The organism is Suilimivivens sp., assembly GCF_037359455.1.
Classification (GTDB): domain Bacteria; phylum Bacillota; class Clostridia; order Lachnospirales; family Lachnospiraceae; genus Suilimivivens; species Suilimivivens aceti.
This window is the reverse complement of sequence record NZ_JAXXXI010000036.1, coordinates 1-17,533: the sequence shown is the minus strand read 5'-3', so window position 1 is coordinate 17,533 and position 17,533 is coordinate 1. Positions and strand designations below refer to the sequence as shown.

The 17,533-nt window shown below is 45.2% G+C and carries 16 protein-coding genes and 1 tRNA gene; all 17 read right to left on the bottom strand.

What is annotated here, in order from left to right; genetic code table 11:
• Positions 1 to 13 precede the first annotated feature (13 nt).
• The 17 genes from holB to WJQ40_RS07055 all read right to left on the bottom strand — a co-directional run bounded on the left by holB (position 14) and on the right by WJQ40_RS07055 (position 17,454).
• Positions 14 to 1,006, bottom strand: coding sequence for a DNA polymerase III subunit delta' (gene holB, locus WJQ40_RS07135; RefSeq protein WP_118797161.1), 993 nt, complete (start codon positions 1,004 to 1,006; stop codon positions 14 to 16).
• A 12-nt stretch (positions 1,007 to 1,018) separates the two neighbouring features.
• A complete protein-coding gene (locus WJQ40_RS07130) occupies positions 1,019 to 1,459 on the bottom strand; it encodes a YaaR family protein (RefSeq protein ID WP_118797160.1) in 441 nt (146 codons plus the stop codon).
• Positions 1,460 to 1,511: 52 nt separating this feature from the next.
• Complete coding sequence (locus tag WJQ40_RS07125; RefSeq protein WP_337538908.1) at positions 1,512 to 2,093, bottom strand: guanylate kinase; 582 nt, start codon at positions 2,091 to 2,093, stop codon at positions 1,512 to 1,514.
• 5 nt (positions 2,094 to 2,098) lie between these two features.
• Positions 2,099 to 3,511: a pyruvate kinase gene (gene pyk / locus WJQ40_RS07120; RefSeq protein WP_337538906.1), complete on the bottom strand. Its 1,413-nt coding sequence runs from the start codon at positions 3,509 to 3,511 to the stop codon at positions 2,099 to 2,101.
• 1 nt (position 3,512) lies between these two features.
• The gene (locus WJQ40_RS07115) at positions 3,513 to 5,078 is read right to left on the bottom strand and encodes a hypothetical protein (RefSeq protein ID WP_337538904.1); all 1,566 of its coding nucleotides are present in this window, start codon (positions 5,076 to 5,078) and stop codon (positions 3,513 to 3,515) included.
• Positions 5,075 to 5,626 (bottom strand): HD domain-containing protein, encoded by a 552-nt coding sequence (locus tag WJQ40_RS07110; RefSeq protein WP_262572711.1) that lies wholly within the window; start codon positions 5,624 to 5,626, stop codon positions 5,075 to 5,077. Before WJQ40_RS07110 ends, WJQ40_RS07115 begins: the two co-directional genes overlap by 4 nt.
• Positions 5,627 to 5,713: 87 nt before the next feature.
• Positions 5,714 to 8,209, bottom strand: coding sequence for an ATP-binding protein (locus WJQ40_RS07105; protein ID WP_337538901.1), 2,496 nt, complete (start codon positions 8,207 to 8,209; stop codon positions 5,714 to 5,716).
• Positions 8,210 to 8,376: 167 nt separating this feature from the next.
• Positions 8,377 to 9,273 (bottom strand): dihydrodipicolinate synthase family protein, encoded by an 897-nt coding sequence (locus WJQ40_RS07100; protein ID WP_337538899.1) that lies wholly within the window; start codon positions 9,271 to 9,273, stop codon positions 8,377 to 8,379.
• A 17-nt stretch (positions 9,274 to 9,290) separates the two neighbouring features.
• Positions 9,291 to 10,406, bottom strand: coding sequence for a Gfo/Idh/MocA family oxidoreductase (locus WJQ40_RS07095; RefSeq protein ID WP_262572718.1), 1,116 nt, complete (start codon positions 10,404 to 10,406; stop codon positions 9,291 to 9,293).
• A 14-nt stretch (positions 10,407 to 10,420) separates the two neighbouring features.
• On the bottom strand, positions 10,421 to 10,867 hold the full coding sequence (locus WJQ40_RS07090) for a YhcH/YjgK/YiaL family protein (RefSeq protein ID WP_118797153.1): 447 nt from the start codon (positions 10,865 to 10,867) through the stop codon (positions 10,421 to 10,423).
• 19 nt (positions 10,868 to 10,886) lie between these two features.
• Positions 10,887 to 11,819 (bottom strand): TIM barrel protein, encoded by a 933-nt coding sequence (locus WJQ40_RS07085; protein WP_337538897.1) that lies wholly within the window; start codon positions 11,817 to 11,819, stop codon positions 10,887 to 10,889.
• A gap of 3 nt (positions 11,820 to 11,822) precedes the next feature.
• Complete coding sequence (locus WJQ40_RS07080) at positions 11,823 to 13,331, bottom strand: tripartite tricarboxylate transporter permease (RefSeq protein WP_337538895.1); 1,509 nt, start codon at positions 13,329 to 13,331, stop codon at positions 11,823 to 11,825.
• A 64-nt stretch (positions 13,332 to 13,395) separates the two neighbouring features.
• Positions 13,396 to 13,860, bottom strand: a complete 465-nt coding sequence (locus tag WJQ40_RS07075; protein ID WP_337538893.1) for a tripartite tricarboxylate transporter TctB family protein — start codon at positions 13,858 to 13,860, stop codon at positions 13,396 to 13,398.
• Between the two features lie 25 nt (positions 13,861 to 13,885).
• Positions 13,886 to 14,869, bottom strand: coding sequence for a tripartite tricarboxylate transporter substrate binding protein (locus WJQ40_RS07070; protein WP_337538891.1), 984 nt, complete (start codon positions 14,867 to 14,869; stop codon positions 13,886 to 13,888).
• A gap of 74 nt (positions 14,870 to 14,943) precedes the next feature.
• On the bottom strand, positions 14,944 to 15,993 hold the full coding sequence (locus WJQ40_RS07065; RefSeq protein ID WP_337538890.1) for a hypothetical protein: 1,050 nt from the start codon (positions 15,991 to 15,993) through the stop codon (positions 14,944 to 14,946).
• Between the two features lie 56 nt (positions 15,994 to 16,049).
• On the bottom strand, positions 16,050 to 17,051 hold the full coding sequence (locus WJQ40_RS07060; RefSeq protein WP_118797148.1) for a LacI family DNA-binding transcriptional regulator: 1,002 nt from the start codon (positions 17,049 to 17,051) through the stop codon (positions 16,050 to 16,052).
• Between the two features lie 330 nt (positions 17,052 to 17,381).
• Positions 17,382 to 17,454, bottom strand: a tRNA-Phe gene (locus WJQ40_RS07055).
• Positions 17,455 to 17,533: the final 79 nt, after the last annotated feature.

The following is a 17,533-nucleotide window of genomic DNA, read 5'->3' as shown; positions in this document are numbered from 1 at the left end:
TCTATCAACCTCACTAATTCTCTTTAATGGTAAGCAGCAGAAGCTCCATGGTCAGATCAAAGTTTACATTGGCATTCAGTCTCTGCTTGGACTTTTCCAGTTCTTCTATGATGGTTTCAATCCCTTCGTAGGTACTGGTATCTGCTACTTTTCTAATATACTGTATCTCTTCCCGGAAAATCAAGTGATTTGCATCATGTGTAGCCTTAAAGAGCAGCACATCACGATACCAGATGGAAAGAATATCCAGGTAATCATTGATATCCAGCTTGTATTCCGTGATCTTTTTGATAGCAGTCACGATCTCATGAATCTCCATATCCTGGATATTCCGAAGAAGGGAAACTGCCTCTTCCTTTACCTTGTCAAATTCTTCACTGGAAGCAAGCAGCTTTGCTTTTCCCACATTTCCCCTGGCAAAAGCAACACAGATATCTGCCTTATAGTCCGGGATCTGCATGGTCTTCATCAGATAATCCTTGACCTGGGCATCTCTGACAGGCTTCATATTAAGCTGTACACATCTGCTCAGGATCGTGGGAAGCAATGCATTTACATTACTGACAAGAAGCAGGATCACACCATATTCCGGTGGCTCCTCCAGTGTTTTCAGCAGGGCATTCTGTGCCTGTACTGTCATCTTTTCCGCTTCATTGACAATATAGATCTTCCATTTGCCGCTGTAGGGCTTGATCGCCATATCATTGTTGATCTGGGTACGGATATCCTCTACGCTGATCACATTGGGCTTTTCATGAGTCAGAAAAATAATATCGGGATGATTACCACTCTCTGCCTGCACACAGGAATGACATTCGCCGCACGGATCTGCTCCCTGTCTGTTTTCACACTGCAATGCCTGTGCAAAGATTTTTGCAATGAATTCCTTGCCAGAGCTTCTCTCTCCGTTAATCAGATAGGCATGGGAAACTTTTCCGAGCTTTACCGCATTTTCCAGGTGATCTCTCAGCTGCTCCTGTCCTACAATATCCTCAAATCTTCTCATAGCCTGTTCCCCCTATGTCAGTATATCAAGCAAAAGACCTCTGATCTCCCCAATCCTAGAAAGGATTGCCAGATGATCCTGTTCTTCCTTCATCAGCTCCTGTGCCAGCTCATCCAGATTCTCATCCACCAGCCGGATAATACCATATACTCTGTGACGTCCCTTCCTGTCCAGAAAGTTTTCCCTGCTGAAGGAATGGGATCTGTTGATGATCTCATTCATAAAATCCTTGATCAATCCCCGGTATTTCTTCATATCCCGGACATCCCTCTTCCTGGCAAGCTTATTTCCCTGCATGGTGATCTCTTCCATCAGCGTAGTCAGTCTTGCCTGCAGCTCCTTTTCCTCAATATGGCTCACAAGGGTGAAGCGGAAGGCATCATCCGTCTCCTGCACTTTCTGAGGTGCTTCCGGCCTGGCAGCCTGGCTGACCTGATTCACTTTTATGTCCATTCTGCTTCCTCCTTCCCCTGCTCAGCCTCATGCTTTGTCAGCTTCGCCTGCTCTACCCTGAAATATATTCCTCTATTTCTGCAAGACAATGTTCCAGATTCTCGTTGGAAAACCGCTTCGTAACCCCGGCTTCCCGAATCTTTTCCTCAGAAAAATCTTCCGCATCAGACAGATATCTCCGGCACAGCTCCTCATATTTCGGGGTTTCCTGTCTCCGTTCCCTGTCAAGTGCCCTCTGCAGCCTGACACCGTCATCTACTTCAAGAAGAACCGGTATCACCTTTTCTTTTCCAAAATATCCTGCTGTTTTTATGTAGGATTCCAGTGTCCCTATGATCAGATAATTTTCATTCTCAAGATCTATATGACCATCATCCACAGTAAAATAGCGCCACAATCCATAACAGGTATGATAAGCTCTTGCCTCTACAACCCTGCCTTCATCCTGAAGCTTTAAAAAACCTGCCTCGTCTGTAAAAAAGTATTCTCTTCCCTCTTTTTCGCCGGCACGCATGGGTCTTGTCGTATACGGAACTATCTTCTTAAGCTGCAGAGAGCTGCTTTTTAGCAGCTCCCTGTAGATGGTATCCTTTCCCGTAGAGCTTTTCCCCATTAAGTATACCATTTTTCCCATGTAAATTAAACCTCTACAACACGTATCATATTTGTTCTTCCGGATACACCAAGAGGCACACCTGCCGTCAATACAACCTTATCCCCTTTTTTGATATATCCCTCCTTCTCTACAGCATGGACAGCCTCATCAAACAGATCCTCTGCCGTGCTCTCCCTTGCGATCCAGATTGGCGTAACACCCCATGCCAGATTCAGCTGTCTGCAGGTTCTAGGGCTCACAGAGCAGGCAATGATCGGACAGGAAGGCTTATATCTTGCGATCATACCTGCAGTAAATCCAGAGATCGTTACGGTAACGATCGCTGCTGCCTTCAGATCCATGGCTGTCGTACAGGTTGCATGGGAAATCGCAGTTGTCGTATCAATATCATCAATATCTTTTCTTCTTCTCAAACGGCTGTTATAGTCAATATCCTCTTCGGTTCTTTCGGCGATCTTTGCCATAGTCTTTACCGCTTCTACCGGATAAAGTCCTGCTGCACTTTCTCCCGAAAGCATGATCGCTGTAGTTCCGTCATAGATCGCATTGGCAATATCCGTAGCCTCAGCACGTGTCGGTCTTGGATTCTTGATCATGGACTCCAGCATCTGGGTTGCCGTGATAACATGCTTTCCTAGTGCTTCTGCCTTCTTGATCATCTGCTTCTGGACGATCGGCACCTCCTCCATAGGGATCTCCACACCCATGTCGCCTCTCGCTACCATAATACCATCTGCTGCCTCCAGGATCTCATCCAGGTTTCTTATGCCCTGCATATTCTCAATCTTTGCAATGATCTTCATGTGGCTTCCATGCTCTTCAATGATCTTACGTACCTCCAGGATATCCTCTTTACATCTGACAAAGGATGCCGCCAGAAAGTCAAAATCCATGTCACAGCCAAACATGATATCACTGCGGTCCACATCACTGATATAGGGCATGGAAAGGGCTGCTCCCGGTATATTTACACCCTTGTGGTTGGAAATGGGGCCACCGTTTACTACGCTGCAGATGATATCTGTCTCATTGATCTCATCTACCACCATTTCGATCAGACCATCATCAATCAGGATCGTTGTTCCTACGTTGATATCATCCTTCAGTCCCTTATAAGTAATTGTTACTTTTTCATTATTTCCGAGGATCTCTTCTGTGGTCAGGATAAACTTCTGTCCGGATACAAGCTCAGTCTTTCCTCCTTCAATGTCCTTCAGGCGGATCTCCGGTCCCTTGGTATCAAGAAGCGTGGCAACTGGCAGCTTTAACTCACTGCTGACTTTGATCACACGATCAAATTTTGCCTTGTGCTCCTCATGGCTTCCGTGTGAAAAATTAAATCTGGCTACATTCATTCCTGCCAGCATCAGCTCCCTTAATCTCTCCTCGCTCTCGCTTGCGGGACCGATCGTGCAGATAATTTTTGTTTTTCTCATTTTAACTCCTCCTGCTTTCTTCTTTTACACAACAGATCTTGTAATGATTCCCGTCATTTTCCATGTCATTTTGATGAGTAATTCCCTGCAGGTCAAAACCCTGCTCTAAATACTCCCTGATCATACGGATCAGAGTTTTATCTATTTCCTCACCGGGTACCAGCACAGGAATCCCCGGTGGATATAGCATTACGAAATCAGCTGCCGTTCTCCTGTCTGAATCTCCAAGCAAAACTTCTTCTGTCTCAGCCCGGAAGACCTCTTCCATTCTGTAGCTCTGCTTCGGTTTATATTGCTGATAAAAAATACTGACTGATGCCGGCTTTTCTTTTGCCGGATTCTTTCCTGGTTCCTGCATCTGCCGCTCTATTTCCCGGTCGATCTCCCGCAGGGCATCCGCCAGCCTTTCAAATCCTTCCCTGTCATCCATCACAGACAGCAGGGCGATCACGTAATCGTACGCAGCCATTTCCAGTTCAAGATGATACTTCCTTCGAAGCTGCTCCATAAGAAAACTGCCGCCACAGCCGCTTCCCCTGACAGAGATCAGAAACCGGAAAGGCTCCTGCCTCCTGCAAACCGCCTCATCCATCACAAGCCCGGCCTCTCCTTCCACAGAATGCTCTGTCATATCTGCAGGATAGATCCTGATATGTTTCAGATCCCTGCAGCGTTCTGTAAGCCTCTGCCGGTACTTCAGGATCCTTTCAAAGGGTGCTTCCCCTTCCTTCTCCAGATAAGCCATACAGGAATCGATCCCTGCCATCAGCAGATAAGAAGGACTGCTTGTTTCATAAACAGCCAGATATTTCTGAACCAGTTCAGGATCCACCAGTTTTCCATTCACATGAAGCAGCGCCGTCTGTGTCGGTGCCGGAAGCATCTTGTGTACACTGTGGATCACCAGATCAGCTCCCTCTTTCACAGCGCTTTCCGGCAGCCTTCTGTGAAAGCCGAAATGTGCTCCATGTGCCTGATCCACGATCACTGGGATTCCATAGTGATGAGCCGCTTCACAGATTCCTCTGACATCAGACAGAATCCCGTCATAGGATGGTGATGTGACGAGAACAGCACATACCATGGAAGAAATTTCTTTTTCCGGTATATTCTCCCTCTGAACCAGCTCCTGCAGGCTTCTTTCCACCTGCTTTGCAGAAATGCCACCTGAAATCCCATAAGCTTCTATCAGTTCCGGAAAAAGATACTCCGGCTGCAGATGGTTCAGCATGATCCCGTGATATACTGCCTTATGGCAGTTTCTCGCCACAAGGATCCTGCTGCCTCGTCCTGCTACAGCAGAAATCGCAGTAAGCAGGCCACAGGTACTCCCATTTACCAGAAAATATGTCTTTTCGGAATGATACAGTTTTCCTGCTCTCTCCTGTGCTTCCTTCAGGATCCCCTCCGCATGATGAAGGTTATCAAAGCCGTCAATCTCTGTAATATCAAGAGGGTATACCCTGGATACCGGTGATCCTATTTCTTTTCGTTTGTGTCCCGGCATATGAAACGGATAAAAATCACTCTCTCCGTAACGCTTCAGTTCCTCTGCAAGCAGGTTCATTTGGCAACTCCCACTCTGACTCTGCCAGGCCTTTTCCGGATCTTCAGGGTTTCCAGAAGGGAACAGTATTTGTCTGCCGCAGTGACAACCCAGGCCTCCCTGCAGAGCGGCGGTACTACCGTCAGCGGCCACATATGTTTCTTGATGATATCCTCTTCCCTTCTCGTCAGATGATATTCCTTTCTGGCATTTTTAAGTGCAATACCCGGATGATAGAAGCCATGCAGCTTCTGGTAATTCTCTCTGTTCTTATCATGCCAGTCATACAGGAAATAATCATGAAGTAATGCTCCGCGGATCAGATCCCTCTCACTGCATCCAAGGCCAAGTGCTTTGTTGATCTGGATGCTCTGTTTTGCTACATCGAGACAATGTCTGTAAACCGGCATGGTTCCATGCTGGATATGATGTCTTGTCTTCTGAAAATTCTCAGAATGCAGAATATCGGAAGCATTTTCTTTGAGCAGCCGGTAGAATTTTCGTCTTTGCTCATACTGCTTCCTGTACTTTTCCATTCTTCTCTGGTGTCCTTCTTTTAAACTTTCCAATGCTGCTCTCCTTCTATCTGAACGGTTGCCCATTACACCTAATTAGTTATTTTACCATAGATAACGGATGAAGTGTGAAAAATGCTTCTATTCTGTAAAAAATTTAACATTCTTTTTACTTTCGATCACTCCGGTCACCTTTTTCCACTCTTTCTGCGTTTCCGGAAGCATCTCCCTGATCCTTTCCTGATCCTCCTCTTTTCCCGCCTGTTCCAGTGCAGCAAACATTTCTCCGAGGGCATCCGCACCAATCCCTCTTGCTTCCCCCTTCAGTGCGTGTACAATAACAGTAAACTGCCTGAAATCTCTGACTTCTTCTAATTTCTTCTCCTGTTCTTCTCTCTGACCTGCAAACAGATCCAGCAATCCATAATAAAATTTTCTGTCACTGTCCGCATATTTTAATCCTTTTTCCGTATCAATTCCTGCATTCCCAAGTGCCTGCATATAGCCTGCAAAAAACAGGCCTTTCCTTATCACCCGATACAATGATTCTGATGTAAAAGGCTTCGCAAGATAGTCAGAAAACCCTTCCCCCTGATACAGCTCTCTTGCTCCCTGTGTTGCATTTGCTGTCAGTGCAATCACCGGCGTTTTCTTATTTTCCCCATTTTCATCTTCCTTTATCCGGTGAATCGTTTCAATACCATCTAACTCCGGCATCATGTGATCCAGAAAGATCAGGTCATATGTATGCTCCCTGCAGCAGATTATGGCTTCTTTTCCACTGGAAACTACGGTAATATCCGCCTCTGTCTTCTTCATCAGCTGCCGGAATACCATCAGATTCTTTTCATTGTCATCCACAGCAAGGATCCGTATTCCCTGAAGTGCAATCTCTTCCTTCTGTTTTTGTCTGTTATTGCTCTCTGCTATCTTTTCCGGGTCTGCCTCAAGATATGGGATCCTTACAATGAATGTTGTGCCCTTTCCTAGTTCACTGTACAGTTTTAATGTTCCATCCATCGCATCCACAAGCTGCATAACAATAGCCAGACCAAGGCCAAGGCCTTCTTTTCTGACATTCTGGGCACTCCTTCCTCTTTCAAACGCTTCAAATATCCTGCTCCTGTCAGCTTCTGCAATCCCCATTCCGGTATCCCTTATCACAAATTCCAGAAAAACATTTTCTTCTTCATAAACCTTCTCTGCAGTCAGCGAAATAGTGCCCTTGTCTGTATACTGGACAGCATTTGACAAAAGATTGATGAGAATCTGTAAAAGTCTTCTCTCATCCCCCATAAGCCAGATACTGTCACTTCCTGAAATTCTGTTCTCTGCCTGAAAACACAGTCCCTTTTCTTCTGCCTGGTGTCTCCCTACCTTTTCAGCCTGGACGAGCATTTCAGACAGATCATAGGGCTCTATGGCCAGTTCCTGATTTTCTTTTTCGATTCTGGACATTTCCAGAATCTCCTCTACCATGGATATCATGGTATTTCCTGCTGTCTCGACCTCAAGTGCATAATCCCTGATCTGTTCATCCTTACTTTCCCGCAGGATCATCTCACTCATACCCATAATCGTATTCATAGGTGTCCGCAGCTCATGACTCATCTTCATCATAAATCTGGTTTTTGACTCATTCGCCTCACGAAGCCGTTCCATTGTCTTCAAATGCTCTGTCTGATCAATAAACCAGAGCATACAGCCACCCTTTTCTCCGTTTTCGATAATATCCTCCGGCCGGATCTCAAAGGTCACATTCCCTCTCTTCAGGATATGGCTGCCATCAAAAAGAGCATCCAGGATTTCCTTCTGACGATAGATCTGATCTCCTTCCTTAAGTCCCGGATAGATCATATTCATTCTCTGATTGATATAAATAATGATATTGTCTTTATCAAGAACAAGAAGGCCCTCATCTCCATAGTTAAAAGCGTTATCTACCGCTGCCTGGAGAGAACCGAAATATCCATATCGGAGCATGGCGACCATCATACAGAACATCATAACCGTTACGACAAAAACAACAGGATTATAGCTGCCAAATACACCAAGTCCCTTCATGATCATTTCAATGCACATGACCCCGATTCCTGTAATCACATAACGGATCCTTTTTTTCTGCAGGCTTGTGCTTCCTGGATACCGCACTGAACACATGATAAAAAGTCCAAGAAATACTGCTGCCAGATCTATGTAGTGCAAATACCAGATAATCCCATCTGTCACTACTATCCTGTTATACATGCCATCCTGGAGGATCTTCATTGTTTTATAAAAGTATGTGTGATGCTCTGCAGTGAACACTCCAACAAGTGTAATAATATTTACGGTCAATTGCATCATATAGATCCATTTGGGTATGTGCAGCTTGACAAATTCCGATACAAACCATAAAAGTGCCATCAGAAAGGCTGTCTGTCCAAAATACTGGACACAAAGTCCTGAAAGTGCTGCTTCTACCGTATCAGCATGGATCAGCTCCAGATGGATCCCTACAACAAACACGATCGTTCCCACATCATACAGGATAAATGCCAGCTGTGCCCTGGAAGGCTGCTGGTTAATGATCACTGCCAGCATAAAAAACATCATGACAAATGCTATGACATCCACTATCTGAAATACATAATACATCGCTATCCCCTTTTCCGCCATTCACTTTCCATTGCAGTCTGTTAACGCTCATTATAGCCTGTAATAAATGCAATGACAACAAAAAGAACCTGCCGGCTGCCCTTATGGTGCAAACCTGCAGATTCCTTTTTCACTCATACATACCTGAGATATTCTTTTTAGTACAGTTATTTTTCCTTTACGACTTCCTTTAATACCCTAAACAGCTCTCTTGTCTGCTGTTCTGTATATTCTTCCAGTGGCTTTCTGGTCTTTTTGGTCTTGATGATTCCCTGATAAGCAAGCACAGCTTTATACGCTGCAATGTTATTCACACTGCACAGTGCCTCATTCAGCCTGTTGGTAAGCTGCTGTCTTTCTGCTGCCAGCTTGTAATCATTCTTTTCCAGTGCTTCCCACACAGCTTCATAGTACTCGGGGATTACCTGGGAGCTTCCGGAGACAACACCGTCACCGCCCATGGAAACCACTGCTGTCAGGAGCTGATCCGGACCCGCCAGTACACTGAAGGTGCCATCACTGATCCGCATCATCTGCTGGATCCTTGTCATATCCGGATAGCTGTATTTGATACCGACGATATTCGGGCACTGTGCTGCTGCCTTCTCTGCAGCTGCTACAGAAATATCATTCATGGCATACTGCGGAATCGCATATAAGTATACCGGAAAATCCTCCGGTACGCTCTTTGCCACACTGACAAAGAAATCTACCAGTCCATCTTCACTGATCTTGAAGAAGGAAGGTGTTACTACGGCAATGCCATCCGCACCTGCCTCTACCGCATGCTTTGCCAGCTCTACGGTATCCTTCAGATTCCATCCGCCTACATGTACATAAACAGGAACTCTGCCTGCTGTCCTTCTGATCACAGTTTCTGCCACAAGCTTACGCTCTTCTACAGTAAGATACATCATCTCACCAGTTGTACCACAGGGATAAATTGCCTGCAGTCCTCCCTTAATGCAGTGCTCAACCAGATTCTCAAGAGATTCTGCATCTACCTGATCATCCTCTGTCAGAGGAGTTACCACCGGGACTACAATACCACTCAGTTTTTTCATATGTTGTCCATTCCTTTTTATATTACTTCTGAAATCTTAACAGCACGTTTTTCTGCTACACTCTTCTCTACTGCCAGTGCCAGATTCAGTGCCATCAGACCATCCCTCCAGCCAACAACCGGCTCTGTATCATTCAGGATCGCCTGTGCAAAAGCCTTGACTGACTGATAGTTACCATTAATGTAGAAATCCTTCAGTGCCAGCTTTCCAAGGTTGGAATAATTGGGTCTTAAAATTTCTACCGGAACTGCCTGCTCGGTTACCGCCTGGGTTCCCTTATTGGCAAGTCCTGTATCAGAATTACAGATAATGGACGGCTTCTGCCACATAAAATCTCTTCCGTTGTCTGCACTGACCATATTTCTGTCACCACGTACTTCTACGCTCTCCATGCCATAGCCACATACCCAGGATCCCAGAGATCCCAGCATCATAGTCCCCACACAGCCGTTCTCAAACTGCATGGTCACGGCAAAGGTATGCTGACCCGGCTGCTTTTCATAGCGATAGGCAAATACCTCATCCACTTCACCGATCAGGTACCTTGCCAGATCAAAGAAATGGCAGGAACCTACACGGAGCAGATCTGTTTCGTTGGTACGATAGCCGCCGATAAACTTTGCTGAGAATGCGGAAGGTGCCCCAAAGCCTTCAGAATCGATCGCCCCCTTCATATCATGATAAGCCAGGTTGAAACGCTTATTGAAGGATACACCGATCTTCTTATTATTCTTCTTTGCTGCTTTGATCAGCTTCTCAATATCTTCTTTCTCTGTTCCAAGCGGTTTTTCAGTAAATACATGCAGTCCGGCTTCCACACACTTCAGCGCCAGAGGTGCCTGCAGCTTTGCGATCGTAATAACAAAGGCACAGTCAGCTTCCACATTCTTTAGCATTTCGTCCATATCCTGCCATGATCTTGAAAGACCAAACCGTCTTGCAGCAAAATCTGCACGATCCTTGTTCATATCACAGACACCAACAACCTCAATCTCATCAATATAGGAAATGGCATTGTGGATCATATTGGTGGCCTGTTCGCCACATCCGATCAGAACGGCACGCACTTTTTTGTCTGCTTTTTCTATTCCTTCATACAAAAACATGGTTCTTCCCTTCCTTCCTGCATCCATTCTCCTGTTTCTTCTTATTTAACAGGAAGCTTTAAAACGATCTTTCTGTAAGCATCGCCTGTCTCGTTGACCTTGCCTCTGCAGCGGTGTGCATCCTGAGGAAACAGAATGTAGAACATGCCCGCAGTTGCCAGATATCTCTTGCCTCCGCCATAGTAAAAACGAAAATCCGTCTTCTCATCATACTCTTCTCTGACCTCAAGCTGGGTAGCCTCTTCCCACTCAAAGATCTCCTGTCCGGAGAATACAAACTGTACATCCAGGAATTTCTTATGTGTTTCCATCTTGTCACCGCTGATATCGGAAGTCTCACCTTCCTGTACCATAGCATACATTTCGCTGTCTGTACGATAGGTTCCAACAGGCTTGTCTAACAGTGTTTCTACAAATTTCATGCCTTCCTCAAGTCCGGGAACAGCGTCTACATAGGTTTTATAATTCTTGTAATAATCCAGTATCATATCTCTTCTCCTTGTATAATTACTTGTTATAAATAAGACCTGCTTCATCGAAAGCTGCCTGCAGGAAGGAACGGATCTCGCCCTCTCTCTTCCATAGGTCATCTCCCATATGGGTTCTTACTTCTACTCCAACATGTACATCCCTGATCCCGGCCGGTGTCTCAGCCTCTGCTGCTGTGCGGAGCATCTTTGCCGCGCCCTGAAGATCCAGGTAACCCCAGTTCTTGTATTCCGGTGCATTGCCAAGCTCCATATGCCAGTCACCATAGCAGGGATTGGACGGATCAGTCACACAGTTGCAGATATGGAACTGTGCCATGTAAGGAAGTGCTCTCTTCATGGACTCCTCCAGATCAATTTCTGCCAAAGCTTCATGGGCGCTGTCCCAGTGAATATAGAAATTGGGACATTCCTTCTTCAGTCCCTCAAACCAGTCGATAACCTCATGGATCGGACCCATAAGCTGCTTCTTGTGTACGTATCTGTCAAGCGGCTCCAACGTCAGATGCATGTCCTGATATTTGGATGCTTCCTGCGAAATTTCACAGAAGGATTCAAAGAGTGCCTTCTTGGCGTCCTCTCTTTTCTCCGGCGATACATCCGGACCAGAGGGCAGGCCTACATGATAGGCTCCACTCTCTGCCGCCTCGGCAAGCAGCTCTTTGACATAAGCGACTGCACGCCTTCTTTCCTCCGGGTCAAGGGCTGATAAATTGTCTCCCTTTTCATTGATATTGGGAGAGGCCCAGATGGTAAGCTGATAGTCACGGTCTTCTACGATCCTTCTTACCAGCTTCTGGTTCTCTTTTTTGAAGATAACCGGCAGCTCAATTCCTGTATAAAAGGGAATATTTGCCACATCAGGAAGAATCTTCTGTACAAAGAAGTTCTCATCCGTTACCGCCGGCATGAAAATCTCAAGCATATGTAATGACGGTGCCAGTTGTTTCATTGATTAACCCTCAACTTTCTTATTCTTTTTCTTCTGGAACAGATTGCTGATAAAAGGCCATCCGATCGCCAGAAGGATCAGTACGATCAGGCCGATGGAAATCGGACCTGTAAACAGCTGTAAGTAGCTTCCGTTGGAAAGCATCAGTGTACGCCGAAGGTTTGTCTCGCACATATCACCAAGCAGAAGTCCAAGGATCATCGGTCCAAGAGGATAATCATACTTACGGAAGAAGAATCCGCAGATTCCGGCGATGAACATAACGATCACATCGGTATAGTTCCTGTTCATGGAGTAAGCACCTACACAGCAGATCAGAAGAACTGCCATCTGAATGTACTGGCTCTTGATGGACAGAAGCCTGATGCATGCCTTTGCACTGAGCAGTCCAAGCGGCAGGATGATCAGGTTTGCAACGATCATGATGATGTACAGCCTGCAAACGAAGGGAGCACTGTTAGAAAGAAGGGTAGGTCCTGTAACCATTCCATACATGGTCAGTGCACCAAGCAATACTGCTGTGTTTCCATCCCCTGGAATACCAAGTGCCAGTGCTGTTGTCAGTGCACCACCGATAGATGCGTTATTGGAGGCACAGGTGGTAGCAAGCCCTTCTACAGAACCATCTCCAAACTCTTCGGGATGCCTGGATACTCTTTTACATACATCCCAGGAGATCAGTGCAGAAATATCTCCACCGGTACCGGGCACGATACCTACCAGGACACCGATCACAGAACCGATCAGTCCGGGAATTGTCATACGCTTATGCTCCTCCTTCGTAGGAAGAACTCTCTCTTTATCTTTCAGATCGACAATGTCTTTCTTATTATCATCTTCTTTTTTATGTTCGAAAATCTGAAACAGCATCTCTCCTACACCGAACAGACCGATCATCACGGGAATGAATGCGATACCATCCATCAGGGAAATATTATTTCCTACAAAACGCTTGCTTCCAAGAAGTGGATCCAGTCCTACAGTTGCAAGAAGCATTCCTACAAATCCTGTAACAAGTCCCTTGGCAAGTGATGCGTGGGAAACACTGATCATCATGGAAAGTCCAAAAAGTGCCAGCCAGAAATATTCAGGTGAACCAAAGTTCAGTGCCAGTCTGGCAAGTGGTGCACAGGCAACCATCAGTGCGATGGTGGAGAACAGACCACCGATCACGGAGTAGATGGTGTTGACACCAAGGGCGAAGCCTGCACGGCCTCTCTGTGAAATTTTATATCCGTCAAAGGTTGTTGCTATTGATGCAGGTGTTCCTGGTGTGTTGATCGCGATCGCCGAAATACCACCGGAAAAGATAGCGGAATTATATACACCAAGAAGCATTGCAAAACCATAAGTCGGATTCAGTTTAAAGGTCAGGGGAGTGATCAGTGAAATTGCCATAACAGAGGTTAATCCCGGCAGAGTTCCAACTACCATTCCTACTGCAACGCCAAGCAATATGCACAGTAAGCACATCGGATTCATGACGCTTTGTATTGCTGATAAATAATCCATATTAATACCTCTCTGCCTGTTATATTTTCATAAGCTAAACGGTTTGATCCGTAAATGTCCTCCATCAGTGGATTGTCAGATTTACCTTCAGGAATATGGAGAACATCACATACAGCACACCGGTTACTGCCGCAGAATAAATAACAGAGAATAAAAGCTTTTCTTTAAAGATCATGCACTGCAGGAACATGAAGATCATACCTGCAATAAGAAAGGGAACAAATTTCCAGAGAACCAGGAACAGTGCCAGGTCTGCAAAGATCAGAACCGCTCTGATGCAGCTCTGCTTACTGTCCTCACTTGCAAAGGTTCCTGCAAATGCCTTTTCCGGTTTCCTGACAGACTGAACGATCAGGATGATTCCCAGGATCATGATGATAATGCAAATTGCTGAAGGAAAAATTCTTGATCCCGGGTCTCCTGCCGGCGCTGTCGCCGGCAGTGTTGTGTTTGCTATATAGAGTGTAATTCCGGAAATAATGATGAACAAAAGTCCGATCACTGTATTTCCTGATAATTTTTTCAACATAGAAGACCCTCGTTTCTTATAATGACTACTGTGCTACGATACCAAGGCTGCTGATCAGCTCTGAATAATATGTGAAGTCGCTGTCTGCCATCTTCTTGAACTCTTCCGCACTATAGTATGTGCTGTCGCATCCTCTTGTCTCACAGAAGGACTTGTACTCATCTGTCTCAAATACTGTCTTTAAGGAATCCTGAAGAGTTGTCAGTGTAGCTTCATCAACATCCTTAGGTGCAAGGAAGCCAACCCAGCATACAACGTTCAGATCATAGCCCTGCTCTTTGGCGGTAGGAACATCAGGCATTGTTGCACTTCTGTCTTCGCCGAATACACCAAGGCACTTCAGATCGCCGGAATCAACATAGGAATAGCCTTCGCATGTACCAACAACTGCTGCATCGACCTCACTTCCAAGAAGAGCGGTAAGGGCGCCTGTTGCTCCGTCATAAGGAACATGATTTAAAGAAATACCAGCCTTGTCAGCCATTGCACAGGCTGCAATGTGCCAGATAGAACCAATACCTGAGTTGGCAACCTTCACTACATCAGGGTTCTCTTTACAGTAATTGATGAAATCCTCCATATTTTCATACGGGGCATCCTTGGGAACATATAATGCCGCTGACCAGGACATTCCGCATCCAAGAAGGCTTACACTGTCAGGATTCAACTCTGCATAACCAAGTGCCTGGATCATGGAAAGCTCTACAGGTGCGGTACCAATGGTGTACCCGTCCGGCTTGGAGTTCTGTACATACTGCATACCAACGGATCCGGAGCCACCTGTCTTATTTTCAACTGTTACAGACCAGCCAAGCTTGTCCTGCATAACCTGTGCTACTTCTCTTGCAAGAGCATCACTTCCGCCGCCTTCCTTTGCATGGCATACGATATTTACTGTGTCTGAAGGAAATGCTGCACTTTCATTTGATGATCCGCAGGCTGTAAGACCAAGTATCATAACCCCTACCATTGCTCCTGCTAAAATTCTTCTAAAATCTCTCTTTTTCATACCTTTACCTCTCTTTTCTCTTAGTTTGTATTTTGTTATTATTATCTGCTCCTGTGCAGATCATTTACTGTTTTTCAATCTTCTGTGCATCTGTACTCTGCCATGGTGGCAACACCATGATTGGCAGCTACTACGATGCTTTCCTTCGCATCCCCTGTCACAAAGATCTGTGCAGGAGCCTGTCCCTCGTCCAGGACTGTTTCTTCTTCGATCTGTGTTCTGCCTTCGCCATCACAGGTAAAGGTGAACTTCCGTAAGGTCTTGTCCCCGGCTCTGCTTCCTGTGATCAGTGCAGGCCTTCCAAAGAACTGTCCGCCCCAGAGCACATGTCCGAAGCTTAAGGGAATCTCAACCATTCTTTCCATTCCTGCGCTCAGCTTCTTGAATACTACGGCTTTGTTTCCATGGAACTCTTCGATGATTGCAAGTTCTTCTTTGCCATCCCCGTCCAGATCCATATAAACGATATCACTGGTAGGAACACTCAGCAGATGCTCTATGTTCCATTCACTATCTTTACAGGTTGCCCGGAAAACACCTTCCGTTCCTCCAAAGTAAAGATCATCGAAGCCCTCTTTGTTCCTTGCTACAAACATGGCATGGTGCTTTGTTACACCATCGTAGATCTGCTCCATCTCTACCTTGTCTTTTGTGGGATCATACTTTCCAATCTCCATGGTTCCTGATGTTGACCAGTCATCCTGATCTGTCTTGCTCTTGCAAAGTTTTCCGGCTGCCAGATAAACACCATCCTTTTCCTGCAGCAGTGAAATTCTGTGAACGTAAGGAATCTCTGCAAGTACGGTTCTTTTGCTGACCTCATATCCGTCATCCTTCTTCTCCAGATCAGCCTTGATCACCTTGGCTGTTGCAGAATCAAATACCGGATAGAACTCTTCGATGAAAAGCACTGCATTTTCGCCTTTTACATCCAGGATCGCCATGACGCCGCCCTGTCCTCCAAACAGCTCTGTAGCCTTTTGCGTGACCGGATCTACCAGATATACTCTACCGCCACGGTTTTCAGATGCTGCTGCATAATACTCTTTGCCATCCAGTGTGACATCTGCAACTGCATATAATCCAGGCACATCCTTGACTAACTCATTCTTTCTGCATTCCAATCTTCCATCACTCCTCTCTTTGTAAACTCGTGTAAATATTTTGCAAAAATAATAAATTAACCGCTTTTCCCTTCCACCAGATATACTGGGATATCCTTGACCTGCTGTCCATCATTGTTCCCATCCTCTACCAGAAAATCAACCACATATCTGGCGATATCCTTTTTGGAAAACCCGACTGTTGTAAGCCTCGGATCTACAATCTTGGAGGACGCTGTGTCATCCATCCCTGTAATCGCTATCTTTTCCGGATCATATAACCCAGCTTTCTTAAGATGGTTCATGATAAGCACTGCCAGATAATCATTACCGGCAACAATTCCCACCTTCCCATATTTCTCAAGATTATCACCACAGATCTGTACAGCTCTGTTCAGGATATCATCATAACGATCATTTTCGTAGCTGATCAGGCTTTCATCCACCTGATAATTATAAGCAAGCAGCGCATCCTCGTACCCACGATAGCGGTAATCTTTTCTGCTGAACTGATGAACCTTTGACTTGTAGGGAGGGAAAAAGGCGATTCTTTCAAACCCCCTCTGGATCAGTCTCTCTGTCAGCAGATAAGCAGCTTTCACATAATCAACACGGAGACACCTTACACGGCTTTCTAGCTCTCCATAATGACGTGCGCCGTAAAGCGCAACAGGAATACCACTCTTTGCGATCTTATTGATCTGTTCTGTACTGTAAATACTTGTTGCCAGAAAAATTCCATCCAGTCTGTGGTCAACAAGCTGACTTAAGAATGCATCCTCCTGATGGCTGGTACAAAGGAAAAGATTATAGCCCTTGTCATATGCGTATTTCTCACTGAAATAAGTGATCTCTGCAAACAATTCACTTCGGATGTCATCACAAACAAGACCAAGTATATTTGTCTTTTTTGTCTTAAGGCTCCTGCCAATGTAATTCGGATGATAGTGAAGCTCCTCTACTGCCTTGAGCACCGCCTTCCTCTTCTCCTCACTGACATAATTCGAATTGTTAAGTACATATGAAACTACTGATGGGGATACGCCTGCCCTTTCGGCAACTTCATTTCTGGTAACCATTTCGACTCCTGTTGTTGTTTATTTACTCGTGTTTATATATTATATATCACAGAAGAATTTTTGTGTCAACTGAACATATTCAATAAATAGAATCGTCTGTTTTTATGCAAATTCACTATTGTCATCTTTGAAATGCTGATTTTCCCTTACAGATTTACCTTCCGTATATGTTCTTTTTCCTGATATTGTGGGATTTTTATTTTACTGATATGTGTGGATTTTTCTAATTTTCCGAAATGATTTGTTGTTTTTTGTTCCAGATATAAAAAAAGCGATTCTTACGAACCACTGAAATGAAGAATATAACTATGATTTTTTAAACATTAAAAATGCCCAGAACCGGAATCGAACCAGTGACACGAGGATTTTCAGTCCTCTGCTCTACCAACTGAGCTATCTGGGCATAGACTTAATACTTAATAAGTCAAGTAGCGGGGACAGGATTTGAACCTATGACCTTCGGGTTATGAGCCCGACGAGCT

What these genes read in the sequence shown, in the direction of transcription:
- WJQ40_RS07095 (WP_262572718.1), bottom strand. Translation starts at nt 10,406, where the DNA reads ATGGATGCAGGAAGGAAGGGAAGAACCATGTTTTTGTATGAAGGAATA.
- WJQ40_RS07115 (WP_337538904.1), bottom strand. Translation starts at nt 5,078, where the DNA reads ATGAACCTGCTTGCAGAGGAACTGAAGCGTTACGGAGAGAGTGATTTT.
- WJQ40_RS07080 (WP_337538895.1), bottom strand. Translation starts at nt 13,331, where the DNA reads ATGGATTATTTATCAGCAATACAAAGCGTCATGAATCCGATGTGCTTA.
- WJQ40_RS07070 (WP_337538891.1), bottom strand. Translation starts at nt 14,869, where the DNA reads ATGAAAAAGAGAGATTTTAGAAGAATTTTAGCAGGAGCAATGGTAGGG.
- WJQ40_RS07090 (WP_118797153.1), bottom strand. Translation starts at nt 10,867, where the DNA reads ATGATACTGGATTATTACAAGAATTATAAAACCTATGTAGACGCTGTT.
- WJQ40_RS07125 (WP_337538908.1), bottom strand. Translation starts at nt 2,093, where the DNA reads ATGGGAAAAATGGTATACTTAATGGGGAAAAGCTCTACGGGAAAGGAT.
- WJQ40_RS07075 (WP_337538893.1), bottom strand. Translation starts at nt 13,860, where the DNA reads ATGTTGAAAAAATTATCAGGAAATACAGTGATCGGACTTTTGTTCATC.
- pyk (WP_337538906.1), bottom strand. Translation starts at nt 3,511, where the DNA reads ATGAGAAAAACAAAAATTATCTGCACGATCGGTCCCGCAAGCGAGAGC.
- WJQ40_RS07105 (WP_337538901.1), bottom strand. Translation starts at nt 8,209, where the DNA reads ATGTATTATGTATTTCAGATAGTGGATGTCATAGCATTTGTCATGATG.
- WJQ40_RS07085 (WP_337538897.1), bottom strand. Translation starts at nt 11,819, where the DNA reads ATGAAACAACTGGCACCGTCATTACATATGCTTGAGATTTTCATGCCG.
- WJQ40_RS07060 (WP_118797148.1), bottom strand. Translation starts at nt 17,051, where the DNA reads ATGGTTACCAGAAATGAAGTTGCCGAAAGGGCAGGCGTATCCCCATCA.
- holB (WP_118797161.1), bottom strand. Translation starts at nt 1,006, where the DNA reads ATGAGAAGATTTGAGGATATTGTAGGACAGGAGCAGCTGAGAGATCAC.
- WJQ40_RS07130 (WP_118797160.1), bottom strand. Translation starts at nt 1,459, where the DNA reads ATGGACATAAAAGTGAATCAGGTCAGCCAGGCTGCCAGGCCGGAAGCA.
- WJQ40_RS07100 (WP_337538899.1), bottom strand. Translation starts at nt 9,273, where the DNA reads ATGAAAAAACTGAGTGGTATTGTAGTCCCGGTGGTAACTCCTCTGACA.